Source organism: Streptomyces anthophorae (assembly GCF_049310305.1).
In the GTDB taxonomy this organism is placed as follows: Bacteria; Actinomycetota; Actinomycetes; order Streptomycetales; family Streptomycetaceae; genus Streptomyces.
This window is the reverse complement of record NZ_JBLWQQ010000001.1, coordinates 6,245,386-6,268,040: the sequence shown is the minus strand read 5'-3', so window position 1 is coordinate 6,268,040 and position 22,655 is coordinate 6,245,386. Positions and strand designations below refer to the sequence as shown.

Here is a 22,655-nt window from a genome sequence, read left to right as displayed (position 1 = left end):
GCAACCCGTCATCGCTACCCGTCGGCGCAACCCGTCGTCACAACCCGTCGTCGCAACCCGTCGGCGCAACCCGTCGGCGCAACCCGTCGGCGACCCTCTACCCTCGTCGCTCGTGACGACGAACCCCGACTCCGACGACGCCCTGTGGACGACGATCGACCGGCTGCGGTCCTGGCTCGACGACCACAACGCCCGCCCGCCCCAGGAGGCCCTTCTCCTGCGGATGCTGAAGCTCTCCGAGGAGGTCGGCGAGGTCTCCGAGGCGGTGATCGGCGCGATCGGCCAGAACCCGCGCAAGGGCGTGAGCCACTCCTGGGGCGACGTCGAGTCGGAGCTGTGCGACGTGGTGGTGACGGCGCTGGTCGCCCTCGGCACCGTGACACCCGACCCGCGGGGCACGCTCCACGCCCACGTGGCGAAGGTGGCGGACCGCTCCCTCGACGGGGCGCCCGATCACGAGAAGCCCGTCGTCGTCCCGTACGACTCCGAATGGGCCGCCGGTGGGCGGGAGTTGTGCGCCCTGCTGCGGGAGCGTCTCGGCCCGTCGGCGCTGCACGTCGACCACATCGGGTCCACCTCCGTGCCGGGCATGGCCGCCAAGGACATCTACGACGTGCAGGTGAGCGTCGCCGACCTGGACGAGGCCGCGAACGGCTTCGAGACGCCGCTGGCCGCGCTCGGCTTCGTACGGGCGCCGTATCTGCGCGATCACGTGCCGGCCGGCCGCGAGGCCGAAGAGGACCCGGCCGACTGGGGCAAGCGGTACTGGTCGCGGCGGAGCGGCACCGCGCCGGACGTCAACCTCCATGTCCGCAGGGCGGGTTCGCCCAACGAGCGGCTCGCGCTGCTGTTCAGGGACTGGCTGCGGGCCACGCCGGACGCGGTCCCGGCGTACGCTCGTTTCAAGTACGTACTCGCCGACAGCGTCTCCGACACCGGCACGTACGCCGATGTGAAGGACCCGGTCGTCGACCTCGTCGCGGTCGTCGCGGAGCAGTGGGCGAAGGCCACCGGCTGGCGCCCGCGCCCGTGAACCCCGCGCGGGCCTGGCGCACAAGGTGAACGGCTACCATCGCCGCCATGACTGACAGGCACCGAAGCCCCGAACTCCCGCGCCTGGGTGTGGCCATCGTCACCATGGGCAACCGGCCCAAGGACGTCGACGCCCTCCTGGAATCGGTGGCCAAGCAGGATGCGGTGCCCACCCGCGTCGTCATGATCGGCAACGGTACGGCGCTGCCCGCCTACCCCGGCTACCCGTTCGAGGTCACGACGGTCGAGCTGGACGACAACCTCGGCTGCCCCGGCGGCCGCAACGTCGCCCTGGCCCGGCTGCGCGAGTTCGGCGACGTGGACGTGGCCGTGGAGCTGGACGACGACGGGCTGCTCGTCGACGCCGATGTGTTCTCCACCATCCAGCGCCTGTTCGCCGAGGACCCGGGGCTCGGCATCGTCGGTTTCCGGATCGCCGACGAGCTCGGCGAGACCCAGCGCCGTCATGTGCCCCGCCTGCGGGCGAAGGACCCGATGAAGCGCGGCCTCGTCACCGCGTTCCTCGGCGGCGCGCACGGATTCTCGATGAAGATGCTCGACGAGACCGGCGACTGGCCCGCCGACTTCTTCTTCACGCACGAGGAGACCGACCTGGCCTGGCGGGCGCTCGACGCGGGCTGGAAGGTCCTCTACGAGCCGTCGCTGCTGCTCCAGCACCCGAAGACGTCCCCGGCCCGGCACGCCGTCTACCACCGGATGACCGCCCGGAACCGGGTCTGGCTGGCCCGCCGCCGCCTCCCCCTCCCGCTGATCCCGCTGTACCTGGCGGTGTGGACGGGCATCACCCTGCTGCGGACGAGGTCGCTCGGCGGCCTGCGCGCCTGGGCGGGCGGCTTCGCGGAGGGCCTGCGCGCCTCGGCCGGCGAGCGGCGCCCGATGCGCTGGCGGACGGTGTGGCGGATGACGCGGCTCGGCCGCCCGCCACTGATCTGACCGTGCCGACAGGCCCTGGGGCCTCAGATCGACTCCAGGCTCCGCCCCGTCGTGCGCGGCCCCAGGATCCGTACGTTCAGGCACAGGATCAGCATCAGCACGCCCGAGCCGATGAACACCGCGTCCGCGCCCAGGTCTTCGAGCACGTCGATCGCGACGAACGGCAGCACCACCGAGGTGAGCCGGGACAGCGAGTACGCGATGCCGATGGCGCTGGAGCGCATGCCCGTCGGGAAGATCTCCGTCTGGTAGACGTGGAAGGCGTTCGAGAAGACGTTGGAGCACACGGTGAGCAGGAAGCCCGCGCCGACGATCAGCCACGACGCCTCCGCGAACCCGAAGACCAGGCCGAACGCGGCGATCCCGAGCGCCGACAGGATGATGAGCGTGCGCCGCTCGATCCGGTCGATCAGCGGCACGGAGAGCGCCGAGCCCACCGGGTAGCCGAGGTAGCTGAGGGCCGCGTAGGAGAGGGATTCCGTGACGGTGTGGCCCTTGGCCTGGAGGACGACGGGGGCGAGTGAGCCGAAGCCGTAGTAGCCGACGGTCTGGAGGATCTGGAAGATCCACCACATCGCCGTGCGGCGGGCGTAGGGGTGCTTGAACATGTCGCTCAGCGGCACCTTTTTCGCCGGCCCCGACGGGGTTGACGTCTCGGGGCTCTGCCCCGGACCCCGCGCCTCAATCGCCGGCGGGGCTTGAGATGACTGGGCGGCGATGTTCCGCACCACCGCGTCCGCTTCCGCCGTGCGGCCCCGTGCCGCCAGCCAGCGGGGGGATTCCGGGAGGCGGGTGCGCAGGAGCTGGATGAAGGCGGCGCCGAGCGCGCCCGCGACGAGGAGCCAGCGCCAGCCGTCGATGCCGAGCAGTTCGTGCTTGGCGACGAGGCGCGCGCCGAGCAGCGCCGCGACGGGCACGCCGACGAAGCCGAGGGTGTAGGCCCAGGCGATGTAGCGGCCGCGCACCTTGCGCGGCAGGAATTCCGCCAAGTACGTGTCGACGAGCACCAGTTCGGCACCGAGGCCGAGTCCCGCGAGGAAGCGGAGCACGGACAGCTGGGTGGCGTCCTGGGCGAAGGCGCAGGCCAGCGAGAACAGCGAGTAGAGCCCCAGGTTGACCAGGAACATCTTGCGCCGCCCGAACCGGTCGGCGAGCACGGACAGCACGTTCGCGCCGACGAACATGCCGAGGAACCCGGAGGCGATCAGCCACGACTTCTCGGTGCCGGACAGTTGCCAGGGCTCCGCGAGCGCGGCGGCGAGCACGCCGCCGAGGAACACCTCGTAGAGATCGAAGAAGGCCCCTACGCCGACGATCGCGGTCAGCCGGCGGTGCCAAGGACCGACGGGCAGCCGGTCGAGCCGGTCGACCGGGTCCGTCGTGTCGTTCATGTCCGGGGTGGCGGCAGCCCCCGTGACGCCCTGCTCACTCATGGACACAGACGTTAGCTGTAAGCGGCACGCAAATGAAGGGGTGATTCCGCGCTTCCACACCTCCCCCACCTGCGCATACGCCCCCAGGCGACCGCCGATGGGGACCGGCGCACACTTATATCACCATTACTCGCATACTGGACATAATCCTTCTCCTCTCGAAAGAACGGGTCCATGTCCTCGAACGACCACGACACCACCGGCACGGCCCTGGACGTCGGCGAGTGGGCCGCATTCGACAGCGGCCTCGAAGCGACGATCGACGAGATCGAGACCTTCGCGCCCACGTACCTGGACCAGGGCCACGAGGAGGGCGACACCTACGTCCGCTTCACGGTCCGCGTGAAGAACAGGGCCCCCGGCGTCCGCGGGGCGATGCGCGCACACCACGCCGAGCATCCGCGCCGCGCGCCGCGCAGGGGCTATTCCAGCGAGGCGGCGCACACGAGGGCCGTCGACCAGCACACCAAGGAGCGCACCGACGCGCTGCGCCGGGCGAAGGCGGCGGTGCGGATGCACCTGACCGCACGCGTCCAGGTGTGGGCGGGCGGAGCCAAGGCCGTCCGCTCGTACGACGCCGGTCACGACATCCTCGCCGGGCTGCACACCGAGGTGCGCCGCCGTCGTACCCGTACGGCCACCTACGCCTTCCGCGTCCCGGCGGGCGGCCTGGACGACCTCCGCATACGCCTGAGCCCCGCGGTGAACGGCACGACCCGCGAGTCCGCGGAGTGGACGACGTCCCTTCCGGCGCCGCCGGAGGACCTCCTCGACGACTCCCTCGTACGGGAGCCCGAGGAGCACACGGCCACCGAAGCGGCGGACGACGAATCGGAGCACGCCCCCAAGAAGCGCAAGCAGCGCCGACAGGAGAAGCGGGAGCACCGGCGCCAACAGATCCGCTCGACGCACGGCGCGGCACTCTGACGCCGCCGGGGGGGGCGGGGAGGGGAAGGGGCAGACGAGTCGGGCTGTACGCCGGGTTCTGTACCCCGGGACCTCGCGGTCGTCGGGGCGACGGCCATCCATCTACGACCGGCGTTGCCACCGGCCTCCTGCGGTCTACCCGCGAACATCGGGCGGGCAGCCCTCGATCGTCCGCGCAGGACCGTCTCCGAAGAGGCGGTCCCTCTTGACCTTGCTCCAGGTGGGGTTTACCTAGCCGCCTGAGTCGCCTCAGGCGCTGGTGGTCTCTTACACCACCGTTTCACCCTTACCGAGGGCCTTGCGGTCCCCGGCGGTCTGTTTTCTGTGGCACTGTCCCGCGGGTCACCCCGGGTGGCCGTTAGCCACCACCTTGCCCTGTGGAGCCCGGACGTTCCTCGGGAGGTTCCGAAGAACCCCACGCGGCCGCCCGCCCGGCTCGTCTGCCGTCCGGCCATCCTACCTGCCGGTTCGGGGGGTTCGGCCGGTTCGGCCCGCCGCCGGCCGGTTCGGCCCGCCGCGCCGGGAGCCGAGCGCCGCGACCCCGGCCCGCCACGCCTCCGTCAGGTCCGCACCGTCCGGAAACCTGCCGTGGATCTCCAGGATCACCATGCCGTGCGCGAAGGCCCAGGCGGCGCGGGCCAGGTCGCCGTCGCCCGCGCAGGCCCGCATCAAGGGGCCCGCCGCGCGGTTCTCCAGGCCCTCGGGCAGCGCGTGCCGGGGCAACGGACGTTCGGTGGCGAGGCAGTAGAGGTGGGGGTGGGCGAGGGCGTAGGCCCGGTACGCCTCGGTGAGGGCGTCGAGTGAGCCCGGGTGCCGGCGCTCCGCCTCCTCGCAGGCCTCGGCGGACTCGGTGAGCATCTGTGCGACGAGCTCCGCCTCGACGGCCTGCTTGTCCGGGAAGTGCTTGTAGAGGGACGGGGCCTTGATGCCGAGGCGGTCGGCCAGGGCGCGCATCGTCAGGGCGTTGGGCCCGGACTCCTCCAGGAGGGCCCGGGCCTCGGCCGCGATCCCGGTGGCACGGGGCGTGAGCCGCGGCCCCTCTTTCAGGTCAGGCACGCTGGAAGCCCTCCTTGGTCCGCAGCCCGTAGCCGAAGGCGCGATCGTACGAGATGTGGGCGAGCCAGCCGCAGAAGCCCGCGAAGAGCGGCGCCCACTGGATGGGCAGGAACGTGTACGCCACGACGAGGGCGAGCGGGACCAGGGCGCGGTGGGCCGAGTTGTAGAACGGCACGGCGCGGGGCGGGAGTTGGCCCGGAGCCATCTTCCGGGTCTCGCCGATGCCCGCCAGGAACGTGAAGTCGGGGGCGAGGAAGAAGGCGACGGCGAACAGGGTCGCGAGCCAGCCGTGGTTGACGCCCTCCAGGACCGCGAAGGCCGTCCAGAACAGCGCGTGCAGGAGCCATGCGGTGCGCCGGACGACCTTGAGCGACTTGCTGACGGTGGACGGGGCGGTGGCGGTCGTCGCGGTCGGTGCTGTCGTCGTGCTCATCGGGGCCTCCCGGAGAGTCTGTGGCGTCGTCGACGCCGTGGCTAACACCGTTAGCCGAACCATGGGACGACCGTACGGCTAACAGCGTTAGCCGTCAAGCCCTCCCGGCGCGGTCCGCTTGACCCTGCCGCAGCGTCAACGTTTCTACTGAGGGCATGCGGATCGGAGAGCTGGCCCGGATCGTCGGCGTCACCACACGCGCCATCAGGCACTACCACCACCTCGGGCTGCTGCCCGAGCCCGAGCGGCTCGGCAACGGATACCGGGAGTACGGACTGCGGCACGCCATCGAGCTCGCCCGGATCAGGCGACTGACCGAGCTGGGGCTCGGACTGCCCGAGGTGCGGGACGTGCTCGCGCAGGACGCGGGGCGCGACCTCGTCGAGGTGCTGGCCGAGCTGGACGCGGATCTGGCGCGGCAGGAGGCGGCGATCCACGAGCGGCGGACCCGGTTGCGGGCGCTGCTCTCGGACGCCGAGCGGGGGCGGCTGCCGGCCGAGGGCCCGCTGTCCCCGGAACTGAGCGCGTTCTTCGGCGAGTTGGCGGACGAGCTGCGCGATTCCCCGATGGCCGCGAAGGACCGCGAGGTGCTCGCCCTCATCGACACGGCGGCGCCGCCCGAGGACCGCGAGCGGTTGATGTCGGTCCTGCTGCCCGCCCTGTCCGGGCCCGAAGCCCTGGAGGCGGCCCGCGATGTGTACGCGCGGCTCGACGCGCTCGCCGACGCCCCCGCGGACGACCCCCGGGTGGCCGGGGCGGCGCGGGCGCTGGCGGCGTGCGTGCCGCCGGACCTGCCGACCGGCGAGGCGCTCGCGGAGGGGAACACCCTGCTCGACGCCTTCCTCGCCGACTTCTCCCCCGCCCAGGCGGAGGCCGTCAGGCGCGCGCTGCGGATCGCCGCCGAGGGTGGTGCGCCGTGACAGCGCCGCGGACGGTGCTGCGCGTCCTCGCCTACGCCGCCATGGCCTGCGAACTCGTCGTCACCATCTGCCTGTTGGCGGACACGCGGCCGCCCCGCGCCGTCGAGGCCGCGGTCGTCGCGGTGCTCCTCGTCGAGGCCTGCGGGCTCACCGTGCTGTACCGGCGCGGCGGCGGGGACGCCGTGCGGGAGGTCGTCCCCGCCAAGGTCCGCCGGATCGTCGGGCACGAGCTGCGGGTGCTCACGAGCCTCCTGCGGTGGGCGGCCGGGCGGCGGCACGGGGTCCCGGTCGGCGCCGACGCCTTCCCGTACGCGCGCGGCCAGGCCGTGATGATGTACGGCATCACGTTCGTGTGCGTCGTCGAGTCCTTCGGGATGTGGGCGCTGCTGCGCGACCGGCCGACGCTCCACCACGTCGTCCTGTTCCTCGACGTCTACACGGTGCTGATGGTGCTCGGCCTGCACGCCGCGTCGGTGACCCGGCCGCACGTCGTCACCGACGACACCCTGCGGGTGCGCCGCGCCGCCCACGTGGACGTACGGATACCGCTGGAGCGGATCGCGGCGGTGCGCCGCGAGAACAAGTACACGCACACGCCGCGCGAGGGCGAGCTGAACCTGGACGTCGGCTCCCAGACCAGCATCACCCTCGAACTCACCGACCCCGTACGGCACTTCACGTTCCTCGGCCGTCCACAGGACATCCACCTCGTACGCCTGCACGCCGAGGACCCGGACGCGCTCGCCCGCACCCTGAAGCTCACGCGGGCGCGAACAGTACCTTCGCCGACCCCGGGTCCGCCTGCGTGAGCCGGACCCGCAGCCGCTCCCCCAGCGGCAGCGCGGACGCGCCGCCCTCGATCCGGGCGACGACGGCGGGCTCGGTCAACTGGACGGTACCGGCGGTCGGTTCGCGGTCCTTCACGTCCACCACCACCGCGTCGAAGACCTCGCCGACCCGGTGTCGCAGGAGCGCCGCCTCGACGATGTCGACGCACTCGCGCTCCACGGTGTTGGCCCGCCGGGTGCCCTCGGCCATCTCCTTCGGCAGCCCGTCCAGGGCCGTGAGCACCCACTCGGGAACGCCCCTCCCCGCACACGCGGCCAGACACAGTTCGGACGCGTAGCGGTCGACGAGGCGGCGCAGCGGGGCCGTGCAGTGCGTGTAGGGCGCGGCGACGGCGGCGTGCGTGGCGAGGGCCGGGGGCTCGCCACCGCTGAACGCCGTGTAGCCCGCGCCGCGCAGCAGCGTCGTGCACTCCTGGAGGAACGCGGCGTGGTGCGGGATGCGCGGGTCGAGGGAGCGGACCAGGTCGGAGTACGGGACGTGGTGCGGCCACTCGATGTGCAGGGCCTTCGCGCTGCGGCGCAGACGGCCGACCGCGCCGTCCGGGGCGGTGGGCAGGGTGCGCAGGATGCCGGTACCGGCGGCGAGCATCAGGTCGGCGGCCGCCATCCCGGTGAGCAGCGAGATCTGGGCGTTCCACGAGTCGGCGGGCAGCGGGGCCCGGTAGGCGAGTTCGTAGGCGGTGTCGCTCGCGACGATCTCCTGCTCGGGCACGTCGAGCGAGATGCCCCCGCGCTCGACCTCCAGCTGTTCGCGCAGCGTCCCGATGTCCTTGAGCAGGGCGAGCGGCTCCTCGGCGCTCCCGTCATCGATGGCCTTCTGCACGCCCGCGTAGTCGAGCTTGGCGCGGCTGCGGACGAGGGCGCGGACGACGTCGGTGGACTCGGCGCGCCCGTCGGCGTCCAGGTCGATCGTCCACAGGACGGCCGGGCAGGTCTGGCCGGGCAGCAGGCTCGCGGCGCCCTCGCTGAGCACGGTGGGGTGCAGCGGGACCTTCTCGTCGGGGAAGTAGAGGGTGGTGACGCGGCGGTGCGCCTCGGCGTCGATGGCGCCGCCCGGCGCGACGTACGCGGCGACGTCGGCGATCGCGTACCGCACGCGGTAGCCGCCGCCGGGGCGCCGGGACAGGTGCATGGCCTGGTCGAGGTCGGTCGACGTCGGCGGGTCGATGGTGAAGAACGGGATCGCCGTCTCGTCGCGGTCCGGCAGCCACGGCGGCTCGGCGGCGGCCTGCTCCGCCTCCGCGAGCACATCGGCCGGGAACTCCCCGGGCACGTCCAGCTTCGTACGCAGTTCGCGCAGCACGGCACCGAGCGGCTCCCGCGCCGCGCCGGTCACACGGAGGTGGCGACGGGGCATGCCATGAAGCGTAGGACCGGGTGGCGCGGTCGGCACGCCGTAGGCTGGTGCGCCGATCGTCTTCTGTTCCCGTACGTGCTTGAGGAGTGCCCCGTGCTTGTGCTGTTGCCGCCGTCGGAGGGTAAGGCCGCTTCCGGACGCGGGGCGCCGCTGAAGCCGGAGGGGCTCGCCCTTCCGGGGCTCACGCAGGCGCGGGCGGCCGTCCTGGACGAGTTGGTGGAGCTGTGCGCGGCCGACGAGGAGAAGGCGCGCGAGGTGCTCGGCCTGAGCGAGGGGCTGCGCGGCGAGATCGCCAAGAACGCGGAGCTGCGCACGGCGGGCGCGCGCCCGGCCGGCGAGATCTACACGGGTGTCCTGTACGACGCCCTCGACCTGGCCTCCCTCGACGCGGCCGCGAAGAAGCGGGCGGCGAAGTCGCTGCTCGTGTTCTCCGGGCTTTGGGGCGCGGTCGGCATCACCGACAAGATCCCCTCCTACCGGTGCTCGATGGGCGTGAAGCTGCCGGGGCTCGGGGCGCTGGGCGCGTACTGGCGAAAGCCGATGGCCGAGGTGATGCCGGAGGCCGCGGGCGAGGGGCTCGTCCTCGACCTGCGCTCGTCGGCGTACGCGAGCGCGTGGAAGCCGAAGGCCTCGGACGGCACGGTCGCGGAGCGGACGGCGACGGTGCGGGTGCTGCACGCGCCGACCCGCAAGGTCGTCTCCCACTTCAACAAGGCGACCAAGGGCCGGATCGTCCGCTCGCTCCTGGAGGCGGGCGCCGCGCCGGCCGGTCCCGCCGAGCTGGTCGACGTACTGCGCGGGCTCGGGTATGTCGTGGAGGTCGAGGAGCCGACGAAGGCGGGCCGGCCGTGGAACCTGGACGTCCTGGTGGACGAGATCCACTGACCGGCGACGCGGTGCATTGCAGCATGCGCAACGCCCTTTGCGCATGCTGCATGGACCGGGGCAGGATGGTGCCATGACCTCGACTGCCGCCGCCTCTGCCGGCTCCGCCTCCGTGCTGGATCTCGCCCCCGTCGTCCCCGTCGTCGTGGTGGAGGACATCGCCGACGCGGTGCCGCTCGCGCGGGCGCTCGTCGCGGGCGGCCTCCCCGCCATCGAGGTGACCCTGCGCACGCCCGCCGCGCTCGACGCGATCCGGGCGATCGCCGCCGAGGTGCCGGACGCCGTCGTCGGCGCGGGCACCGTGATCTCGCCCGCGAACGTCGCCGACTCCGTCGACGCGGGCGCCCGCTTCCTGGTCAGCCCCGGCTGGACGGACGTGCTGCTCGACGCGATGAAGCAGTCCGGGGTGCCGTTCCTGCCCGGCGTCTCGACGACATCGGAGGTCGTGGCGCTGATCGAGCGCGGCGTGCACGAGATGAAGTTCTTCCCGGCGGAGGCCGCGGGCGGCACCGCGTACCTGAAGTCCCTCGCGGGCCCGCTGCCGCAGGCCCGGTTCTGCCCCACGGGCGGCGTCTCCCCGGCCAACGCGCCCGGCTACCTGGCGCTGAAGAACGTCGGCTGCGTGGGCGGCAGCTGGATGCTCCCGGCCGACGCGATCGCGGCGAAGGACTGGGGCCGGATCGAGTCCCTGGCCCGCGAGGCGTCCTCGCTGCGCTGAACCGGCTGAACTATGCGAGGTGCGCTGTCTCGTTGAGGCAGCGCACGCTCGCGTTCCCGTCCGCGTAGTACGCGACCGTGGTCAGGGACGCCGCCGCGAGCTCCATGCGGAACATCGCCTCGGCGGGCGCGCCGAGCGCGAGCCGCACCAGCGTCTTGATCGGCGTCACATGGCTGACCAGCAGGGCGGTACGCCCCCGGTACGCCGCCGTCAGCCGGTCCCGCGCCTCCGCGACCCGCTCCGCGACCTCGGCGAAGCTCTCGCCGCCGCCGGTGGGCACGGCGTCGGACGACCCGAGCCACGCCTTGAGGTCGTCGGGATACCGCGCGCCGACCTCCTTGAACGTGAGCCCTTCCCACGCCCCGAAGTGCGTCTCCCTGAGCCCCTCGTCGACCCGCACTTCGATCCCGAGCCGCTCGCCGACGACCTCGGCGGTCTCCCGACACCGCTTGAGCGGCGACGCGACGATCACGTCGACGTCACCACGGGTGGCGAGGGCCTCGGCAGCCCGCTCGGCCTGCCGCCGCCCGACCTCCGACAGCTCGGGGTCCCCGCCCCCACTGCCTGAGAACCGCTTCTCAGGAGTCAGAGCGGTCTCCCCGTGCCGGAGCAGCAGAAAGGTGGCGGGCGGGCTCAAGTCGGGTTGCATGTCAAGCCCCTGCTGCGATTGAGCTGCGGGGCCCGGGGCAGCGCCCCGCGACCGCAACACGGTGGGGCCGCAACACTTACAGACCCGACTCAGACGTACGGACCAGAATCCGCCGACAGTTCTCGCACCGCACCACCGCATCCGCGGCAGCGGAACGCACCTCGTTCAGCTCCGTGATGTTGAGCTCGAGACGGCACCCCTCACAGCGACGCTGGAACAGCTTCGCCGCGCCGACCCCGCCCTCCTTCTCGCGGAGCTTGTCGTACAGCTTCAGCAGATCCGCGGGGATCGACCCGGCGACGACCTCGCGCTCCTTGGTCACCGACGCCACATCGGCGTCGATGGCGGCAACCGCCTCGTCGCGCCGCGCGGTCGCGTCGTCGGCCTTGGCCTGCACCGAGGAGAGCCGCTCGGCGAGCTCGCCCGCGCGCTCCTGCGCGGACTCGCGGCGCTCCATGACCTCGAGGACGACGTCCTCCAGGTCACCCTGGCGCTTGGCGAGCGAGGCGATCTCGCGCTGAAGGTTCTCCAGGTCCTTGGGGGACGTGACCGCGCCGGAGTCGAGGCGCTTCTGGTCGCGGGCGGCACGCTGGCGGACCTGGTCGACGTCCTGCTCGGCCTTGGTCTGCTCGCGGGCGCAGTCGCTCTCCTCGGTCGTCGCAGCGACGTGCAGGTCGCGCAGCTGCGTGAGGTCCTTGGTCAGCGACTCGATCTCGGCGTGCTCGGGCAGCGACCGCTTCTTGTACGCGAGCTGCTGGAGACGGGTGTCCAGATCCTGGAGGTCGAGCAGACGGATCTGGTCGGCGGGCGCGGCGTTCAGTTGGGGGCTCCAAAGTTAGATACAGACTGGGGGTTGGACGCCGCGTGGGCGGTCCAGGGATCGGTGACCGCCTTCGAGACGTGGACCCGCAGGCCCCATCCCTCGCGGTCGGAGATCTCGTCGAGCTGAGCTGCGGCCAGCTCGCACCAGGGCCACTCGGTGGCCCAGTGCGCCGCGTCGAGCAGCGCCAGAGGCGTGGTCTCGCGGGCCTCGCTCACCGGGTGGTGGCGCAGGTCCGCGGTGAGGAAGGCGTCGACGCCGGCCGCACGCACCTCGTCGAAGAGGCTGTCGCCGGAGCCACCGCTCACGGCGATCGTACGCACCGTCGCGTCGAGGTCCCCCGCGACGCGGATGCCCTGCGCGGTGGCCGGCAGCCGGTCGGCGGCGCGGCCCGCGAGTTCGCGCAGCGTCAGCGGGTGCTCCAGCTCGCAGATCCGGCCGAGGCCGCGGCGGCCCGCGGGGTCGGTGGGGTCCGGGACCAGCGGGCGTACGACGCGGACGTCGAGGGCGCCCGCGAGCGCGTCGGAGACGCCGGGGTCTGCCTTGTCGGCGTTGGTGTGCGCGACGTGCAGCGCGATGTCGTTCTTGATCAGCGTGTGCACGGCGCGGCCCTTGAAGGTCGAGGCCGCCACCGTCGTCGTACCGCGCAGATAGAGCGGGTGGTGCGTGACCAGCAGGTCCGCGCCGAGCTTGACGGCCTCGTCGACGATCTCCTGGACCGGGTCGACGGCGAACAGGACCCGGCCGACCTCGGCGTCCGGGTCCCCGGCGACCGTGCCGACCGCGTCCCATCCCTCGGCGAGGGCCGGGGGCCAGAGGGCTTCGAGGGCGGTGGTTACTTCAGACAGACGGGGCACGCAGACAGGTTACCTGCGCGGCCCACCCCACCCCCAAGCCCGGCCCTGACCGGAGGAGGGGAGCAGGAGAGCACAAGGGGCTCAGGGCGCACAGCCAATTCGGGGCATGGCCCACCTTTCGTGTGAAACGGCGGGCGCGAGGTGCCACGGAGGTTCGTGCGAAAACTAGCGTCGGCCCGGACAAGCGGAGGTGACTGATCCATGACGGCCCTGGCCACCGAACCCACGCCGGATACGCCGGAAATGCCGCCACGACCGCCGCACACCGGATGTGTGCTCACGATGGACGCGACATACGCGGCGCGGCTCGCCCGGCACGGCGCGAGCGAGGACTCCTGGTTCCCCGAGCGCTGGACCCTGGACGGACCCGAGCCGTACGCGGTCCCGCTCCCAGGCCCCCAGCCCGAGGAGCCCGGCACCGCGGTACTGCCCCTGACCGACGGCCGGGTGCTGATCCATCGCACCGCGGCGGGGCGCCAGATGTTCTCGCTGCTCTACCCGACGGGCCCCGGCACGGGCGAGGTGCCGCTCGGGGCCGTGGAGTGCGAGGAGCTCACCCTGCTGCCGCCCGCGCCCGACGGGCGGTGCGCCTACGCGCTCGCGGTGGGCGCGGAGTCGACCGCGGTCTGGCAGGTGGCGGGCGCGGGCTCCGGGCCCGAGCTGCTCGCCGAGGTGCCGGGGCGCTGCTCGGGCGGGGTCTGGCTGTCCCGCGAGGCGCGGCTGCTCGCGCTCGACCGGGCCCTGCCGGACGCGGCGGGCGGCGGCCCGGTGAAGACGGTGGTGGTGGACCTGGACCGGGGCGGCGAGGTCTCCCCGCTCCTCCAGGTCGCGGAGGACAGCGAGGACCGGCTGCTCCTCGCCGACCTCGACAGCGGCCTCATCCTGCTGCACTCGGACGCCCCGACGCCGGGTGAACTCCGGCTCGGCTGGGGCGTGTTGGGCAGTACGCTGCCGATCCGCTTCCCGGATTCGCTGCGTCTCGCCGACTGCGAGCTGACGCCGTTCGCCATCCAGCCCGGCCAGTCGCTGATGCCGGAGGGCTGCGCGGTGGCGCTGCGCGTCGCGAGCGCGGAGGGCGGCGCCCCGTGGCTCGGCCTGTGGCGGCCCGCCGAGGGCCGGATGCACCAGGTCGCGGCGCCCGGCGGCTGGCTGGAGGGCAGCGGCTTCTTCTCGCGCGACGGGGTGCTCTCCCTCCCGTACGTCACCGAGGAGACGCCGTGCGGCCTGGCGCGGCTCCCGGTACCCGAACCCGGCCCGGAACAGCGGGAGCCGAAGGCGGAATCCGCACCCCCGGAGCCCGCCGCGACACGTCCCGTCCCGCTGGCGCAGGCACCCCTCGGCGGCCGTGGGACGGACCGTTAGACTCGCCCGGCTGCAATTGAAGGATCTTGTACGTGTTTACGGGGTGAATGTTCCGATGGCGGAAGGCAACGGCACGGATGTCGAGGTCGACACGGAGGCGGCGCGCCTGGCGCGGGCCGGTTCGGGTCGGCACCGCGGCAAGGTGTCCTCGCCGCCCACTATGGGCGGCGACCAGGAGTCGAGGCCGCGCGGGCGGCATCGTGGGCCGCGCGCGGACGAGGCGTAACGCTCGACAATCGAAGTGAAGAAACGTCACTCCGAGGGGCCCGGCAACACACTGCCGGGCCCCTCGGCCGTTTCCCCTCGTCGCGCCTCCCGGCCCCGCTCCTCAGCCGTGCTTGAGGCCGAGCACCTCGGCCGCCGCGAACGTCTCGTTCGGGGGCCGGTCCTTGTAGTGCGGGGTGAGCAGCGCGTCGAGTTCGTCGTACGTGAACGCGTCCTTGGCGGTGTCGAACTTCGCCTGCACCCTGGGCCGGTCGACGACGGCGACCATGCCGCCGTGCACCACGAGCAGCTGGCCGTTGACGTTCCCGGCAGCGGGCGAGGCGAGGTAGCCGACGAGCGGCGCGACGTGCTCGGGCGCGAGCGGGTCGAGCCCGTCCTCGGGCTCGGCGAACCCGGCGAAGACGTCCTCCGTCATCCGGGTGCGGGCGCGCGGGCAGATGACGTTGGCGGTGACGCCGTACTTGGCGAGGGCGAGCGCCGTGGACGTGGTGAGCCCGACGATGCCGCCCTTCGCGGCCGCGTAGTTGGGCTGTCCGGCCGAGCCCGCGAGGAAGGCCTCGGACGAGGTGTTGATGATGCGCCCGTACACGGGGCCGCCCGCGGCCTTGGACGCCTCGCGCCAGTGGCGGGCGGCGAAGTGGCTGGTGTTGTAGTGGCCCTTGAGATGGACGTGGATGACCGAGTCCCACTCCTCCTCGGTCATCGAGAAGATCATGCGGTCACGGAGGATGCCGGCGTTGTTGACGAGAATGTCGAGCCGGCCGTACGTGTCGATCGCCAACCGGACGAGTTCCTCGGCCTGTTGGTGGTCGGCGACGTCGCCGGTGTGCGCGGTGGCGGTGCCACCGGCGGCCTCGATCTCCGCGACGACCTGCTCCGCGGGGCCTGTCGTCGCCTCGCCGGAGCCGTCGCGGCCGGGTTGGCCGAAGTCGTTGACGACGACGTTTGCGCCGAGGCGGGCGAGTTCGAGGGCTTCGGCGCGGCCCAGGCCGCGGCCGGCGCCGGTCACTATGGCCGTGAGGCCGTTGAGCGGGGTTGACATGCAGTCGGCTCCCTTGGTTCGTGTGCGCCGCGACGGTGTTGCGGGCGCGGGGCTCTGCCCCGGACCCCGCGCCTCAATCGCCGGCGGGGCTTGAAAGCCCTACAGCTCGATGCACGTTCGCAGTGCGACGCCCGTACGCATCTGGTCCAGTGCCTCGTTGATCTCCGCCAGCGGCACCCGGTGCGTGATCAGGGACTCCAGGTCGATGCGGCCCGCCCGCCACAGGGCGATCGCCCGCTCGTAGGACTGGAGGACGTCGCCGCCGCCGTACATCGACGGCAGGATCTTCTTCTCGTCGAAGAACAGCTCGAACATGTTGAGCTGGAGGAAGTCGTCCATCGCGCCCGCGCCGACGACGCAGAGCGTGCCGCCGCGCCGCGTCGTCTCGTACGCCGTGCGGGCCGTTGCGGACTTGCCGACGACCTCGAAGACGTAGTCGAAGCCCTCGCCCGCGGTGATGTTCTGCTTGGCGTCGGCGAGTTCGTCCGGGGAGATCGCCTTCGTGGCGCCGAACTTGAGGGCGGACGCGCGCCGTGACTCCACCGGGTCGACGGCGACGATCTCCGCCGCCCCCTTGAGCCGCGCGCCCTGGATCGCGGAGATGCCGACGCCGCCGCAGCCGATGACGGCGACGGACGAACCCGCCGCCACGTCCGCCGTGTTGATCGCGGCGCCGAGCCCGGTGGTGACACCGCAGCCGATGAGCGCGGCGATGTCGAAGGGCACGTCGTCGGGGATCGGCACGGCGCAGGCCGCGTTGACCACGACCTCCTCGGTGAAGGTGCCGGTTCCGGCGAAGCCGAATACATCAGAAGGGCTGCCGCCGGGGCGCTTGAAGTTCGGGGTGCCCGCGTTCATGAACCCGGCGAGGCAGAGTTCGGTCTGGCCGCGCTTGCAGGCGGGACAGGTGCCGCAGGCGGGCAGCCAGCACATCAGGACGCGCTGGCCGGGGGTCAGGTTGGTGACGCCGTCGCCGACCTCGACGATCTCGCCCGCGCCCTCGTGGCCGGGGATGAACGGGGCCGGCTGCGGCAGCACCCCGTTCATCGCGGAGACGTCGGAGTGGCACAGGCCGGTGGCGCGCAGCCGGACCCGCACCTTGCCCGGGCCGAAGCCGACCGCCTCGACGTCGTCCAGTACCTCGAGTTTGTCCTGGCCTATCTCGTGCAGTACGGCTGCTCGCATGGCGTGCGGCTCCTTCGCGTGGACGTGCGTACGGGGGGGGAATCAGCTGTGCTCGACGACCGTGTCCGCGAGCACCGGGGCGTCCTCGCGCTCCACCGCCGTGACCGTGACCTGCACCCGGCCCGGCTGCTCCCACATGCGCACGCGCAGCGTCTCGCCGGGGAAGACGATCCCGGCGAAGCGCGTGCTGTAGCGGGTGATGCGGGAGACGTCGCCGCCGAGGGCCGTGTCCGCGACCGCCTTGAGCGTCATGCCGTAGCTGCACAGGCCGTGCAGGATCGGCCTGTCGAAGCCGGCCAGCTTGGCGAACTCCGGGTCGGCGTGCAGCGGGTTCCAGTCGCCGGAGAGGCGGTAGAGGAGGGCCTGGTCCTCGCGGATGGTCCGCTCGACGGTGCGGTCGGGCGCGCGCTCGGGGACCTCCAGGCGCTCGGAGGGACCGCGCTCGCCGCCGAATCCGCCCTCTCCCCGTACGAAGATCTGGGAGTCGCTCGTCCACAACGGGCCGTCCGCGTCGGCGACTTCGCTGCGCAGCACGAGCACGGCCGCCTTCGTCTTGTCGTAGACGGCGGCGACCCGCGAGGTGGTCGTGGCCTTCCCCTTGACCGGGATGGGGCGGTGCAGCTCGATGGTCTGGCCGCCGTGCAGCACGTGTGCGAGGTTCACCTCGATGCCGGGCGCGGACAGGCCGCCGACGACGCCCATGCCGGCGCCCGCCACGGTCGCGAAGCTCGGCAGGACGTGCAGCTTCGACTCAAGGGTGTAGCGCAGCTCGTCGGGGTCGGTGGCGGGGACGCCCGCGCCGAGGCCCAGGTGGTAGAGCTGGATGTCCTTGTGGTCCCAGGTGATCTCGGCGGACCTGGGCTCTGCGGCTACGGCCTTCGCGGCGTCGATGGGCATAGAGACAAACGCTCCCTAAGGCTGGTCGAAGACCTCGGTGCGACCGTCCGCACCGTCGGCCGCACCGAGGTCGTCACGGGCCGGGTAGAACCTGTTCCATTTCCCCCGGCGCCCCCATGTATAGCCAAGAGCACATGGCTTGGGAAGGGCCGTGGCACATTTTCCTGACGATGCGTCAGGAAGACGGCGGTGACATTTGTACCGGTGAACCGGGGACAAGCGGTTCTGCCCGCCCGCGGGCACCCCTTCGTACGCTTTCGGCATGGCATGGATGCGGAAAACGCGGCGTCGGACGTGCACGGGGTCGAACTGGCCGGGCGAGGACTTCGGCGGGCCCCGGATGAACGGGTTCACCCTGCTCCCCTGGCTCCTGCTGGGCCTGGGCGCCTTCTCCAACCTCGTCCAGGGCGAGACCCCGAACCCCTGGATCGGCGGGCTCGGCCTGCTGACGTTCAACTCGCTCTACATCGCCGTGGTCTTCCGCTCCTTCGACCCGGCCAAGCGCGAGTCCCCCGCCACTCGCGGCGCGCTGCTGGTCATGGCGGTCGTGACCTGCCTGCTCGCCGGGCTGTACGGCGGCAGCTGGGTGGCGTTCTTCCCGCTGCTCGGGCTCGCCACGGGCGCGGCGCTGCGGGGGCGGCACCTCGGCAGGATCGGGATCGCGCTCGCCGCTGTCGGCGGCTTCGTCGCCGGCGCGCACAGCCCCTCCGCGGGGGCGAGCGTCGGGTACGGCACCTTCCTGTCCACGATGGTCACCGCGGCGATCCTCTCGCTCGCCGAGACCGTACGCGAACTGCGCTCGGCCCGCGAGGAGTTGGCGCGCCGGGCGGTGGCCGAGGAGCGGTTGCGGTTCTCCCGCGACCTGCACGATCTGCTCGGGCACACGTTGTCCGTGATCGTGGTGAAGTCGGAGGCCGCGCGGCGGCTCGCGCCGCGCAGCATGGACGCGGCGCTCGAACAGGTCACCGACATCGAAGCGGTCGGCCGGCAGGCGCTCACCGAGATCCGTGAGGCGGTCACCGGCTACCGCGAGGGGAGCCTCGCCCTGGAGCTGGACCGGGCGCGCTCGGCCCTCACGGCGGCCGCGATCGAACCCGTCGTACGGCAGTCGGGCCCGCCCCTGGCGGCGCGCACGGAGGCGTTGCTCGGGTGGGTGGTGCGGGAGGCCGTGACGAACGCCGTCCGACACAGCGCGGCAACCACCTGCACGATCACCGTTGAAGGCACGGCCGAGCGGGTCCGGCTCCGGGTCACGGACGACGGGGCGGGCCCCGCTCCGACCACCACCCCCGGCACCGGCCTCAAGGGCCTGACCGAGCGGCTCGCCTCCGCGGGCGGCTCGCTGGAGGCGGGCGAGGGGCCGGACGGCGGGTTCGAGGTCCGGGTCGAGCTGCCGGCCGACGAGCGGGAACCGGCGACCGGCGGCGCGCTGGCCGCGCCCGCATGACGGCGCCCGGAGGCCCTGCTCCCCGTAATCTCGTTTCCGTGACCGAGATGCCGCAGGACCACCGCCCGGCGAAGTGCATCCGCGTGCTGCTCGCGGAGGACCAGGGGATGATGCGGGGCGCGCTCGCGCTGCTGCTCGGGCTTGAGTCCGACCTGGAGGTCGTCGCCCAGGTCGCCAGGGGTGACGCCATCGTCGACACGGCCCTCGAACAGCGGCCCGACGTCGCACTCCTCGACATCGAGCTCCCCGGCCTCAGCGGGCTCGACGCCGCGGCCGAGCTGCGCGAGCAGGTTCCGGACTGCCGGGTCCTGATCCTCACCACGTTCGGCCGCCCCGGCTATCTGCGGCGGGCGATGGAGGCCGGGGCCGCGGGGTTCCTCGTCAAGGACGGTCCGGTGGAGGAGCTCGCCGAGGCGATCCGTACGGTGCTGCGCGGCGAGACGGTCGTCGATCCGGCGCTGGCCGCGGCGGCGCTGGGGGCGGGGCCGAGTCCGTTGACGGCGCGGGAGGCGGATGCGTTGCGGGCGGCGGCGGACGGGGCGACCGTCTCCGACATTGCCGGGCAGTTGCACTTGTCCGAGTCGACCGTGCGGAATTATTTGTCGTCGGCGATCGGGAAGACGGGGGCGCGGAATCGGACGGAGGCGCTTGGCGTCGCCGCGGACAAGGGGTGGCTGTAACGGGGTTGCGGTCGCGTCTATTCTTGCCGCACCGGCGTTACGGTCGCGGGGCTCTGCCCCGGGCCCCGCGCCTCAATCGCCGGCGGGGCTGAAAATGCCGCACCGGCGTTGCGGACTCGGGGCTCCGCCCCGGACCCCGCTGCTCAATCGCCGCAGGGGCTTGATGTGCTCGCCTTCCGCATGCCTGCCAGCAGTACCAGCGCGGCCACCACCAGGATGGCCGCGCCCGTGGCGAAGGCCGATGCGTAGCCGCGGGTCAGGGCGGGCGGGGCCGTGGAGCCCGCGGCGCGGCTCGTGGCGACCGTGGAGAGGATCGCCAAGCCCAGGGAACCGCCAAGCGTGCGGGACGTGTTGACGAGGCCGGAGACCAGGCCCGCGTCGCCCGGCGCGGCGCCCGAGGTCGCCAGGGAGGCCAGCGGGGTCATGGCGCAGCCGGCGCCCGCCATCATCACGATTCCGGGCAGCATGATCGTGGTGACGTACGCGCCGTCCGCGGTCATCGTCGACTGCCACAGGAATCCGGCCGCGGTCACGAGGACACCGGCCGTCGCCACGTTCCGCGCGCCGTAGCGCGGCATGAGGCGCGGCGCGAACTTCGAGCCGAGGACCACCGCGAGCGAGCTCGGCACCAGCGCGAAGCCCGCCTCGATCGGCGTGTAGCCGAGCACGTTCTGCGCGTACAGCGTCATGAAGAACCACATGGCGAACGAGCCCATGCCGCACACGAACATCGCCGCGTTCGCGACCGCCACCGAGCGCACCTTGAAGAGGCCGAGGGGCATCAGGGGCAGGCGTGTGCGGGCCTCCACGGCGAGGAATCCGACGACCAGCAGCAGGCCGACCGCCAGCGGCACCAGCGTCGCCGCGTCGCCCCAGCCCTGCTCCTCCGTCTGCACGATGCCGTACGCGAGGACGGCCGTGCCCGCCGTCACGAGGACCGCGCCGGGCAGGTCGAGGCGGCGGTCGCCGCCCGCGCGGGACTCCCGGATCCAGCGGGCCGCCGCCGCGAGGACGACCGCGCCCAGCGGAACGTTGATCAGGAGCACCCAGCGCCAGTTCAGCCCCTCGGTGAGGACGCCGCCGACGAGTCCGCCCGCCGCGCCGCCGCCCGCGCCGACGGCGGTCCATGTCGCGATGGCGCGCGCCCGCGCGGCCCCCTCCGGGACGGCCGAGGTGAGGATGGTGAGGGTGGAGGGCGCCAGGACCGCCGCGCCCAGGCCCTGGACCGCCCGCGCCGCCAGCAGCTGCCAGCCCTCCTGCGCGAGGCCGCCCGCGAGCGAGGCGAGCGTGAACAGGCCGAGCCCGACCAGGAACATCCGCTTGCGGCCGAAGAGGTCACCGGCCCGGCCGCCGAGCAGCATGAAGCCCGCGAACGCGATCGAGTACGCGTTCACCACCCATTGCAGGCCGCTCGCGCTGAGCCCGAGGTCGGCGCGCATCGACGGCAGCGCCACGTTCACCACGGACACGTCGAGGACGACGAGGAACTGTCCGGCGCAGGCCACGGCCACCACCAGCCAGGCGGGCGGAGCGGCGGCCGCACGGCCACGGGAACGTATCGCGTCGTCGCTGGCCGCTTCGGAAGCGGCGTCGGGGGGAGTCTGGGCCATGCGTGTCATGGTCTCAGTCCCCCGGCACCCCGTACATCCGGATTTCGCCGCAGCACAGGTGGGTCGTCCGGCATAGGCCCATGGTCCTAGGCCGTGTCCTTCACCCGCGACGCAGCATCGTCACCACCGCCGCGCCGCCGAGGCCGATGTTGTGCGCGAGGCCGACCCGCGCGTCCGGCACCTGCCGCGGGCCCGCCTCGCCCCTCAACTGCCAGGTCAGTTCGGCCGCTTGGGCGATGCCGGTGGCGCCCAGCGGGTGGCCCTTGGAGATGAGGCCGCCGGAGGGGTTCACCACCCACGTGCCGCCGTACGTCGTCGCGCCCGACTCGACGAGCTTGCCGGACTCGCCCTCCGCGCACATGCCGAGCGCCTCGTACGTGAGGAGTTCGTTGACGGAGAAGCAGTCGTGGAGTTCGACGACGTCGACGTCCTCGATGCCGAGGCCGGACGTCTCGTAGACCTGCCGGGCGGCCTCCCGTGACATCGGCTGTCCGACCACGTCGATGCACGAGCCGGACGCGAAGGACTCCTCCGTGTCCGTCGTCATCGACTGGGCGGCGATCTCGACCGCCTTGTCGCCGAGGCCGCGTTCCTCGACGAAGCGTTCGGAGACGACGACGGCCGCCGCCGCGCCGTCCGAGGTGGGCGAGCACTGGAGCTTGGTCAGCGGCGTGTGGATGGTCTTGGCGGCGAGGATCTCGTCGACCGTGTACGCGTCCTGGAACTGGGCGTACGGGTTGTTCACCGAGTGCCGGTGGTTCTTGGCGCCGACCGCCGCGAGCTGCGCCTCGGTCGTGCCGTACTTCTCCATGTGCTCGCGCGCGGCGTCGCCGAAGATCTGGGCGGTGGGCGGGCTCATCTCGAAGCCGTGGCGGGCCGCCATGATCCCGTAGTGCCGGGCCACGGGGGACGTCTTGAAGTCGCCCCCGTCGGCCCCTCCCCCGAGCGCGCCGCGCTGCATCTTCTCGAAGCCGAGCGCGAGCACGCAGTCGCTGATCCCGCCCTCGACGAACTGGCGGGCCATCATGAGCGCGGTCGAACCCGTCGCGCAGTTGTTGTTGACGTTGTAGACCGGTATGCCGGTCAACCCCAGTTCGTAGGCGGCGCGTTGGCCCGCCGTCGACGCCTGGAAGCAGTAGCCGACGGGGGCCTGCTGGACGTCCGCGTAGGAGATCCCGGCGTCGGCGAGGGCCGTCGTGCCCGCCTCCTTCACCATGTCCCAGTACTGCCAGTCCCGCGTCTCGGGCTTCTCGAACTTGGTCATGCCGACGCCGACGATGTACGACTTCATGGCTGCGAGCCCTCCTGACACACTGCC

Annotated in this window: 22 protein-coding genes, 1 other RNA gene and 1 pseudogene; 11 read left to right on the top strand and 13 right to left on the bottom strand. The window is 72.5% G+C overall.

The window, feature by feature from the left end; all coding sequences use genetic code 11:
- The first annotated feature begins 112 nt into the window (after positions 1–112).
- Both ACNYS0_RS28425 and ACNYS0_RS28420 read left to right on the top strand, forming a co-directional pair.
- Positions 113–1,033 carry a GrpB family protein gene (locus tag ACNYS0_RS28425; protein WP_422477377.1) on the top strand — a complete coding sequence of 307 codons (921 nt, stop codon included), beginning with the start codon at positions 113–115 and terminating at the stop codon, positions 1,031–1,033.
- Positions 1,034–1,080: 47 nt separating this feature from the next.
- Positions 1,081–1,986: a glycosyltransferase family 2 protein gene (locus ACNYS0_RS28420; protein WP_422477375.1), complete on the top strand. Its 906-nt coding sequence runs from the start codon at positions 1,081–1,083 to the stop codon at positions 1,984–1,986.
- A 23-nt stretch (positions 1,987–2,009) separates the two neighbouring features.
- Here the strand turns inward: ACNYS0_RS28420 and ACNYS0_RS28415 are convergent, their stop codons facing one another.
- A complete protein-coding gene (locus ACNYS0_RS28415) occupies positions 2,010–3,377 on the bottom strand; it encodes an MFS transporter (protein ID WP_422482799.1) in 1,368 nt (455 codons plus the stop codon).
- Between the two features lie 216 nt (positions 3,378–3,593).
- Here ACNYS0_RS28415 and ACNYS0_RS28410 point away from each other — a divergent pair, with 216 nt between their 5' ends.
- The gene (locus ACNYS0_RS28410; protein WP_422477373.1) at positions 3,594–4,346 is read left to right on the top strand and encodes a hypothetical protein; all 753 of its coding nucleotides are present in this window, start codon (positions 3,594–3,596) and stop codon (positions 4,344–4,346) included.
- 31 nt (positions 4,347–4,377) lie between these two features.
- Here ACNYS0_RS28410 and rnpB read toward each other — a convergent pair.
- From rnpB to ACNYS0_RS28395, 3 genes are all read right to left on the bottom strand, one after another.
- An RNA gene (gene rnpB / locus ACNYS0_RS28405) (RNase P RNA component class A) lies at positions 4,378–4,785 on the bottom strand.
- Positions 4,786–4,802: 17 nt separating this feature from the next.
- Positions 4,803–5,402, bottom strand: coding sequence for a TetR/AcrR family transcriptional regulator (locus ACNYS0_RS28400; protein WP_422477371.1), 600 nt, complete (start codon positions 5,400–5,402; stop codon positions 4,803–4,805).
- Positions 5,395–5,835, bottom strand: coding sequence for a DUF4260 family protein (locus tag ACNYS0_RS28395; RefSeq protein WP_422477369.1), 441 nt, complete (start codon positions 5,833–5,835; stop codon positions 5,395–5,397). The genes ACNYS0_RS28400 and ACNYS0_RS28395 overlap by 8 nt, the downstream gene beginning before the upstream one ends.
- Before the next feature lie 155 nt (positions 5,836–5,990).
- On the opposite strand from ACNYS0_RS28395, the gene ACNYS0_RS28390 reads away from it, so the two are divergent.
- Together ACNYS0_RS28390 and ACNYS0_RS28385 are read left to right on the top strand one after the other, a co-directional pair.
- Complete coding sequence (locus tag ACNYS0_RS28390) at positions 5,991–6,755, top strand: MerR family transcriptional regulator (RefSeq protein ID WP_422477367.1); 765 nt, start codon at positions 5,991–5,993, stop codon at positions 6,753–6,755.
- A complete protein-coding gene (locus ACNYS0_RS28385) occupies positions 6,752–7,564 on the top strand; it encodes a hypothetical protein (protein WP_422477365.1) in 813 nt (270 codons plus the stop codon). Before ACNYS0_RS28390 ends, ACNYS0_RS28385 begins: the two co-directional genes overlap by 4 nt.
- Here ACNYS0_RS28385 and ACNYS0_RS28380 read toward each other — a convergent pair.
- A complete protein-coding gene (locus tag ACNYS0_RS28380) occupies positions 7,515–8,960 on the bottom strand; it encodes an RNB domain-containing ribonuclease (RefSeq protein WP_422477363.1) in 1,446 nt (481 codons plus the stop codon). The genes ACNYS0_RS28385 and ACNYS0_RS28380 overlap by 50 nt on opposite strands.
- A gap of 93 nt (positions 8,961–9,053) precedes the next feature.
- On the opposite strand from ACNYS0_RS28380, the gene yaaA reads away from it, so the two are divergent.
- Both yaaA and eda read left to right on the top strand, forming a co-directional pair.
- A complete protein-coding gene (gene yaaA, locus ACNYS0_RS28375) occupies positions 9,054–9,845 on the top strand; it encodes a peroxide stress protein YaaA (RefSeq protein WP_422477361.1) in 792 nt (263 codons plus the stop codon).
- Positions 9,846–9,918: 73 nt separating this feature from the next.
- On the top strand, positions 9,919–10,563 hold the full coding sequence (eda, locus tag ACNYS0_RS28370) for a bifunctional 4-hydroxy-2-oxoglutarate aldolase/2-dehydro-3-deoxy-phosphogluconate aldolase (protein WP_422477359.1): 645 nt from the start codon (positions 9,919–9,921) through the stop codon (positions 10,561–10,563).
- Between the two features lie 10 nt (positions 10,564–10,573).
- Here the strand turns inward: eda and ACNYS0_RS28365 are convergent.
- From ACNYS0_RS28365 to ACNYS0_RS28355, 3 genes and pseudogenes are all read right to left on the bottom strand, one after another.
- Positions 10,574–11,212 (bottom strand): annotated as a pseudogene (locus tag ACNYS0_RS28365) (histidine phosphatase family protein); the annotation flags it as partial.
- Between the two features lie 76 nt (positions 11,213–11,288).
- Positions 11,289–12,032 (bottom strand): zinc ribbon domain-containing protein, encoded by a 744-nt coding sequence (locus ACNYS0_RS28360; RefSeq protein ID WP_422482798.1) that lies wholly within the window; start codon positions 12,030–12,032, stop codon positions 11,289–11,291.
- The gene (locus ACNYS0_RS28355) at positions 12,029–12,889 is read right to left on the bottom strand and encodes a Nif3-like dinuclear metal center hexameric protein (RefSeq protein ID WP_422477357.1); all 861 of its coding nucleotides are present in this window, start codon (positions 12,887–12,889) and stop codon (positions 12,029–12,031) included. The genes ACNYS0_RS28360 and ACNYS0_RS28355 overlap by 4 nt, the downstream gene beginning before the upstream one ends.
- A gap of 201 nt (positions 12,890–13,090) precedes the next feature.
- On the opposite strand from ACNYS0_RS28355, the gene ACNYS0_RS28350 reads away from it, so the two are divergent.
- Positions 13,091–14,251, top strand: a complete 1,161-nt coding sequence (locus ACNYS0_RS28350; protein WP_422477355.1) for a hypothetical protein — start codon at positions 13,091–13,093, stop codon at positions 14,249–14,251.
- Positions 14,252–14,306: 55 nt separating this feature from the next.
- Entirely contained in the window at positions 14,307–14,477 is a 171-nt protein-coding gene (locus ACNYS0_RS28345) for a hypothetical protein (RefSeq protein WP_422477353.1), read from the top strand.
- Between the two features lie 102 nt (positions 14,478–14,579).
- On the opposite strand, the gene ACNYS0_RS28340 is transcribed toward ACNYS0_RS28345, so the two are convergent.
- From ACNYS0_RS28340 to ACNYS0_RS28330, 3 genes are all read right to left on the bottom strand, one after another.
- Complete coding sequence (locus tag ACNYS0_RS28340) at positions 14,580–15,518, bottom strand: 3-oxoacyl-ACP reductase (RefSeq protein ID WP_422477351.1); 939 nt, start codon at positions 15,516–15,518, stop codon at positions 14,580–14,582.
- Between the two features lie 99 nt (positions 15,519–15,617).
- Positions 15,618–16,703, bottom strand: a complete 1,086-nt coding sequence (locus ACNYS0_RS28335; RefSeq protein ID WP_422477349.1) for a Zn-dependent alcohol dehydrogenase — start codon at positions 16,701–16,703, stop codon at positions 15,618–15,620.
- Positions 16,704–16,745: 42 nt separating this feature from the next.
- Positions 16,746–17,600 (bottom strand): MaoC/PaaZ C-terminal domain-containing protein, encoded by an 855-nt coding sequence (locus ACNYS0_RS28330; RefSeq protein WP_422477347.1) that lies wholly within the window; start codon positions 17,598–17,600, stop codon positions 16,746–16,748.
- 271 nt (positions 17,601–17,871) lie between these two features.
- Here ACNYS0_RS28330 and ACNYS0_RS28325 point away from each other — a divergent pair, with 271 nt between their 5' ends.
- Positions 17,872–19,047, top strand: coding sequence for a sensor histidine kinase (locus tag ACNYS0_RS28325; RefSeq protein WP_422482797.1), 1,176 nt, complete (start codon positions 17,872–17,874; stop codon positions 19,045–19,047).
- A gap of 47 nt (positions 19,048–19,094) precedes the next feature.
- On the top strand, positions 19,095–19,727 hold the full coding sequence (locus ACNYS0_RS28320) for a response regulator transcription factor (RefSeq protein ID WP_422482796.1): 633 nt from the start codon (positions 19,095–19,097) through the stop codon (positions 19,725–19,727).
- Positions 19,728–19,870: 143 nt separating this feature from the next.
- On the opposite strand, the gene ACNYS0_RS28315 is transcribed toward ACNYS0_RS28320, so the two are convergent.
- Both ACNYS0_RS28315 and ACNYS0_RS28310 read right to left on the bottom strand, forming a co-directional pair.
- Positions 19,871–21,337 (bottom strand): DHA2 family efflux MFS transporter permease subunit, encoded by a 1,467-nt coding sequence (locus ACNYS0_RS28315; RefSeq protein ID WP_422477345.1) that lies wholly within the window; start codon positions 21,335–21,337, stop codon positions 19,871–19,873.
- Positions 21,338–21,437: 100 nt separating this feature from the next.
- Complete coding sequence (locus ACNYS0_RS28310) at positions 21,438–22,628, bottom strand: lipid-transfer protein (protein WP_422477343.1); 1,191 nt, start codon at positions 22,626–22,628, stop codon at positions 21,438–21,440.
- Positions 22,629–22,655: the final 27 nt, after the last annotated feature.

What these genes read in the sequence shown, in the direction of transcription:
- ACNYS0_RS28420 (WP_422477375.1), top strand. Translation starts at nt 1,081, where the DNA reads ATGACTGACAGGCACCGAAGCCCCGAACTCCCGCGCCTGGGTGTGGCC.
- ACNYS0_RS28415 (WP_422482799.1), bottom strand. Translation starts at nt 3,377, where the DNA reads ATGAACGACACGACGGACCCGGTCGACCGGCTCGACCGGCTGCCCGTC.
- ACNYS0_RS28410 (WP_422477373.1), top strand. Translation starts at nt 3,594, where the DNA reads ATGTCCTCGAACGACCACGACACCACCGGCACGGCCCTGGACGTCGGC.
- ACNYS0_RS28395 (WP_422477369.1), bottom strand. Translation starts at nt 5,835, where the DNA reads ATGAGCACGACGACAGCACCGACCGCGACGACCGCCACCGCCCCGTCC.
- ACNYS0_RS28390 (WP_422477367.1), top strand. Translation starts at nt 5,991, where the DNA reads ATGCGGATCGGAGAGCTGGCCCGGATCGTCGGCGTCACCACACGCGCC.
- ACNYS0_RS28380 (WP_422477363.1), bottom strand. Translation starts at nt 8,960, where the DNA reads ATGCCCCGTCGCCACCTCCGTGTGACCGGCGCGGCGCGGGAGCCGCTC.
- eda (WP_422477359.1), top strand. Translation starts at nt 9,919, where the DNA reads ATGACCTCGACTGCCGCCGCCTCTGCCGGCTCCGCCTCCGTGCTGGAT.
- ACNYS0_RS28350 (WP_422477355.1), top strand. Translation starts at nt 13,091, where the DNA reads ATGACGGCCCTGGCCACCGAACCCACGCCGGATACGCCGGAAATGCCG.
- ACNYS0_RS28345 (WP_422477353.1), top strand. Translation starts at nt 14,307, where the DNA reads ATGGCGGAAGGCAACGGCACGGATGTCGAGGTCGACACGGAGGCGGCG.
- ACNYS0_RS28340 (WP_422477351.1), bottom strand. Translation starts at nt 15,518, where the DNA reads ATGTCAACCCCGCTCAACGGCCTCACGGCCATAGTGACCGGCGCCGGC.
- ACNYS0_RS28335 (WP_422477349.1), bottom strand. Translation starts at nt 16,703, where the DNA reads ATGCGAGCAGCCGTACTGCACGAGATAGGCCAGGACAAACTCGAGGTA.
- ACNYS0_RS28330 (WP_422477347.1), bottom strand. Translation starts at nt 17,600, where the DNA reads ATGCCCATCGACGCCGCGAAGGCCGTAGCCGCAGAGCCCAGGTCCGCC.
- ACNYS0_RS28325 (WP_422482797.1), top strand. Translation starts at nt 17,872, where the DNA reads ATGCGGAAAACGCGGCGTCGGACGTGCACGGGGTCGAACTGGCCGGGC.
- ACNYS0_RS28320 (WP_422482796.1), top strand. Translation starts at nt 19,095, where the DNA reads ATGCCGCAGGACCACCGCCCGGCGAAGTGCATCCGCGTGCTGCTCGCG.
- ACNYS0_RS28315 (WP_422477345.1), bottom strand. Translation starts at nt 21,337, where the DNA reads ATGGCCCAGACTCCCCCCGACGCCGCTTCCGAAGCGGCCAGCGACGAC.
- ACNYS0_RS28310 (WP_422477343.1), bottom strand. Translation starts at nt 22,628, where the DNA reads ATGAAGTCGTACATCGTCGGCGTCGGCATGACCAAGTTCGAGAAGCCC.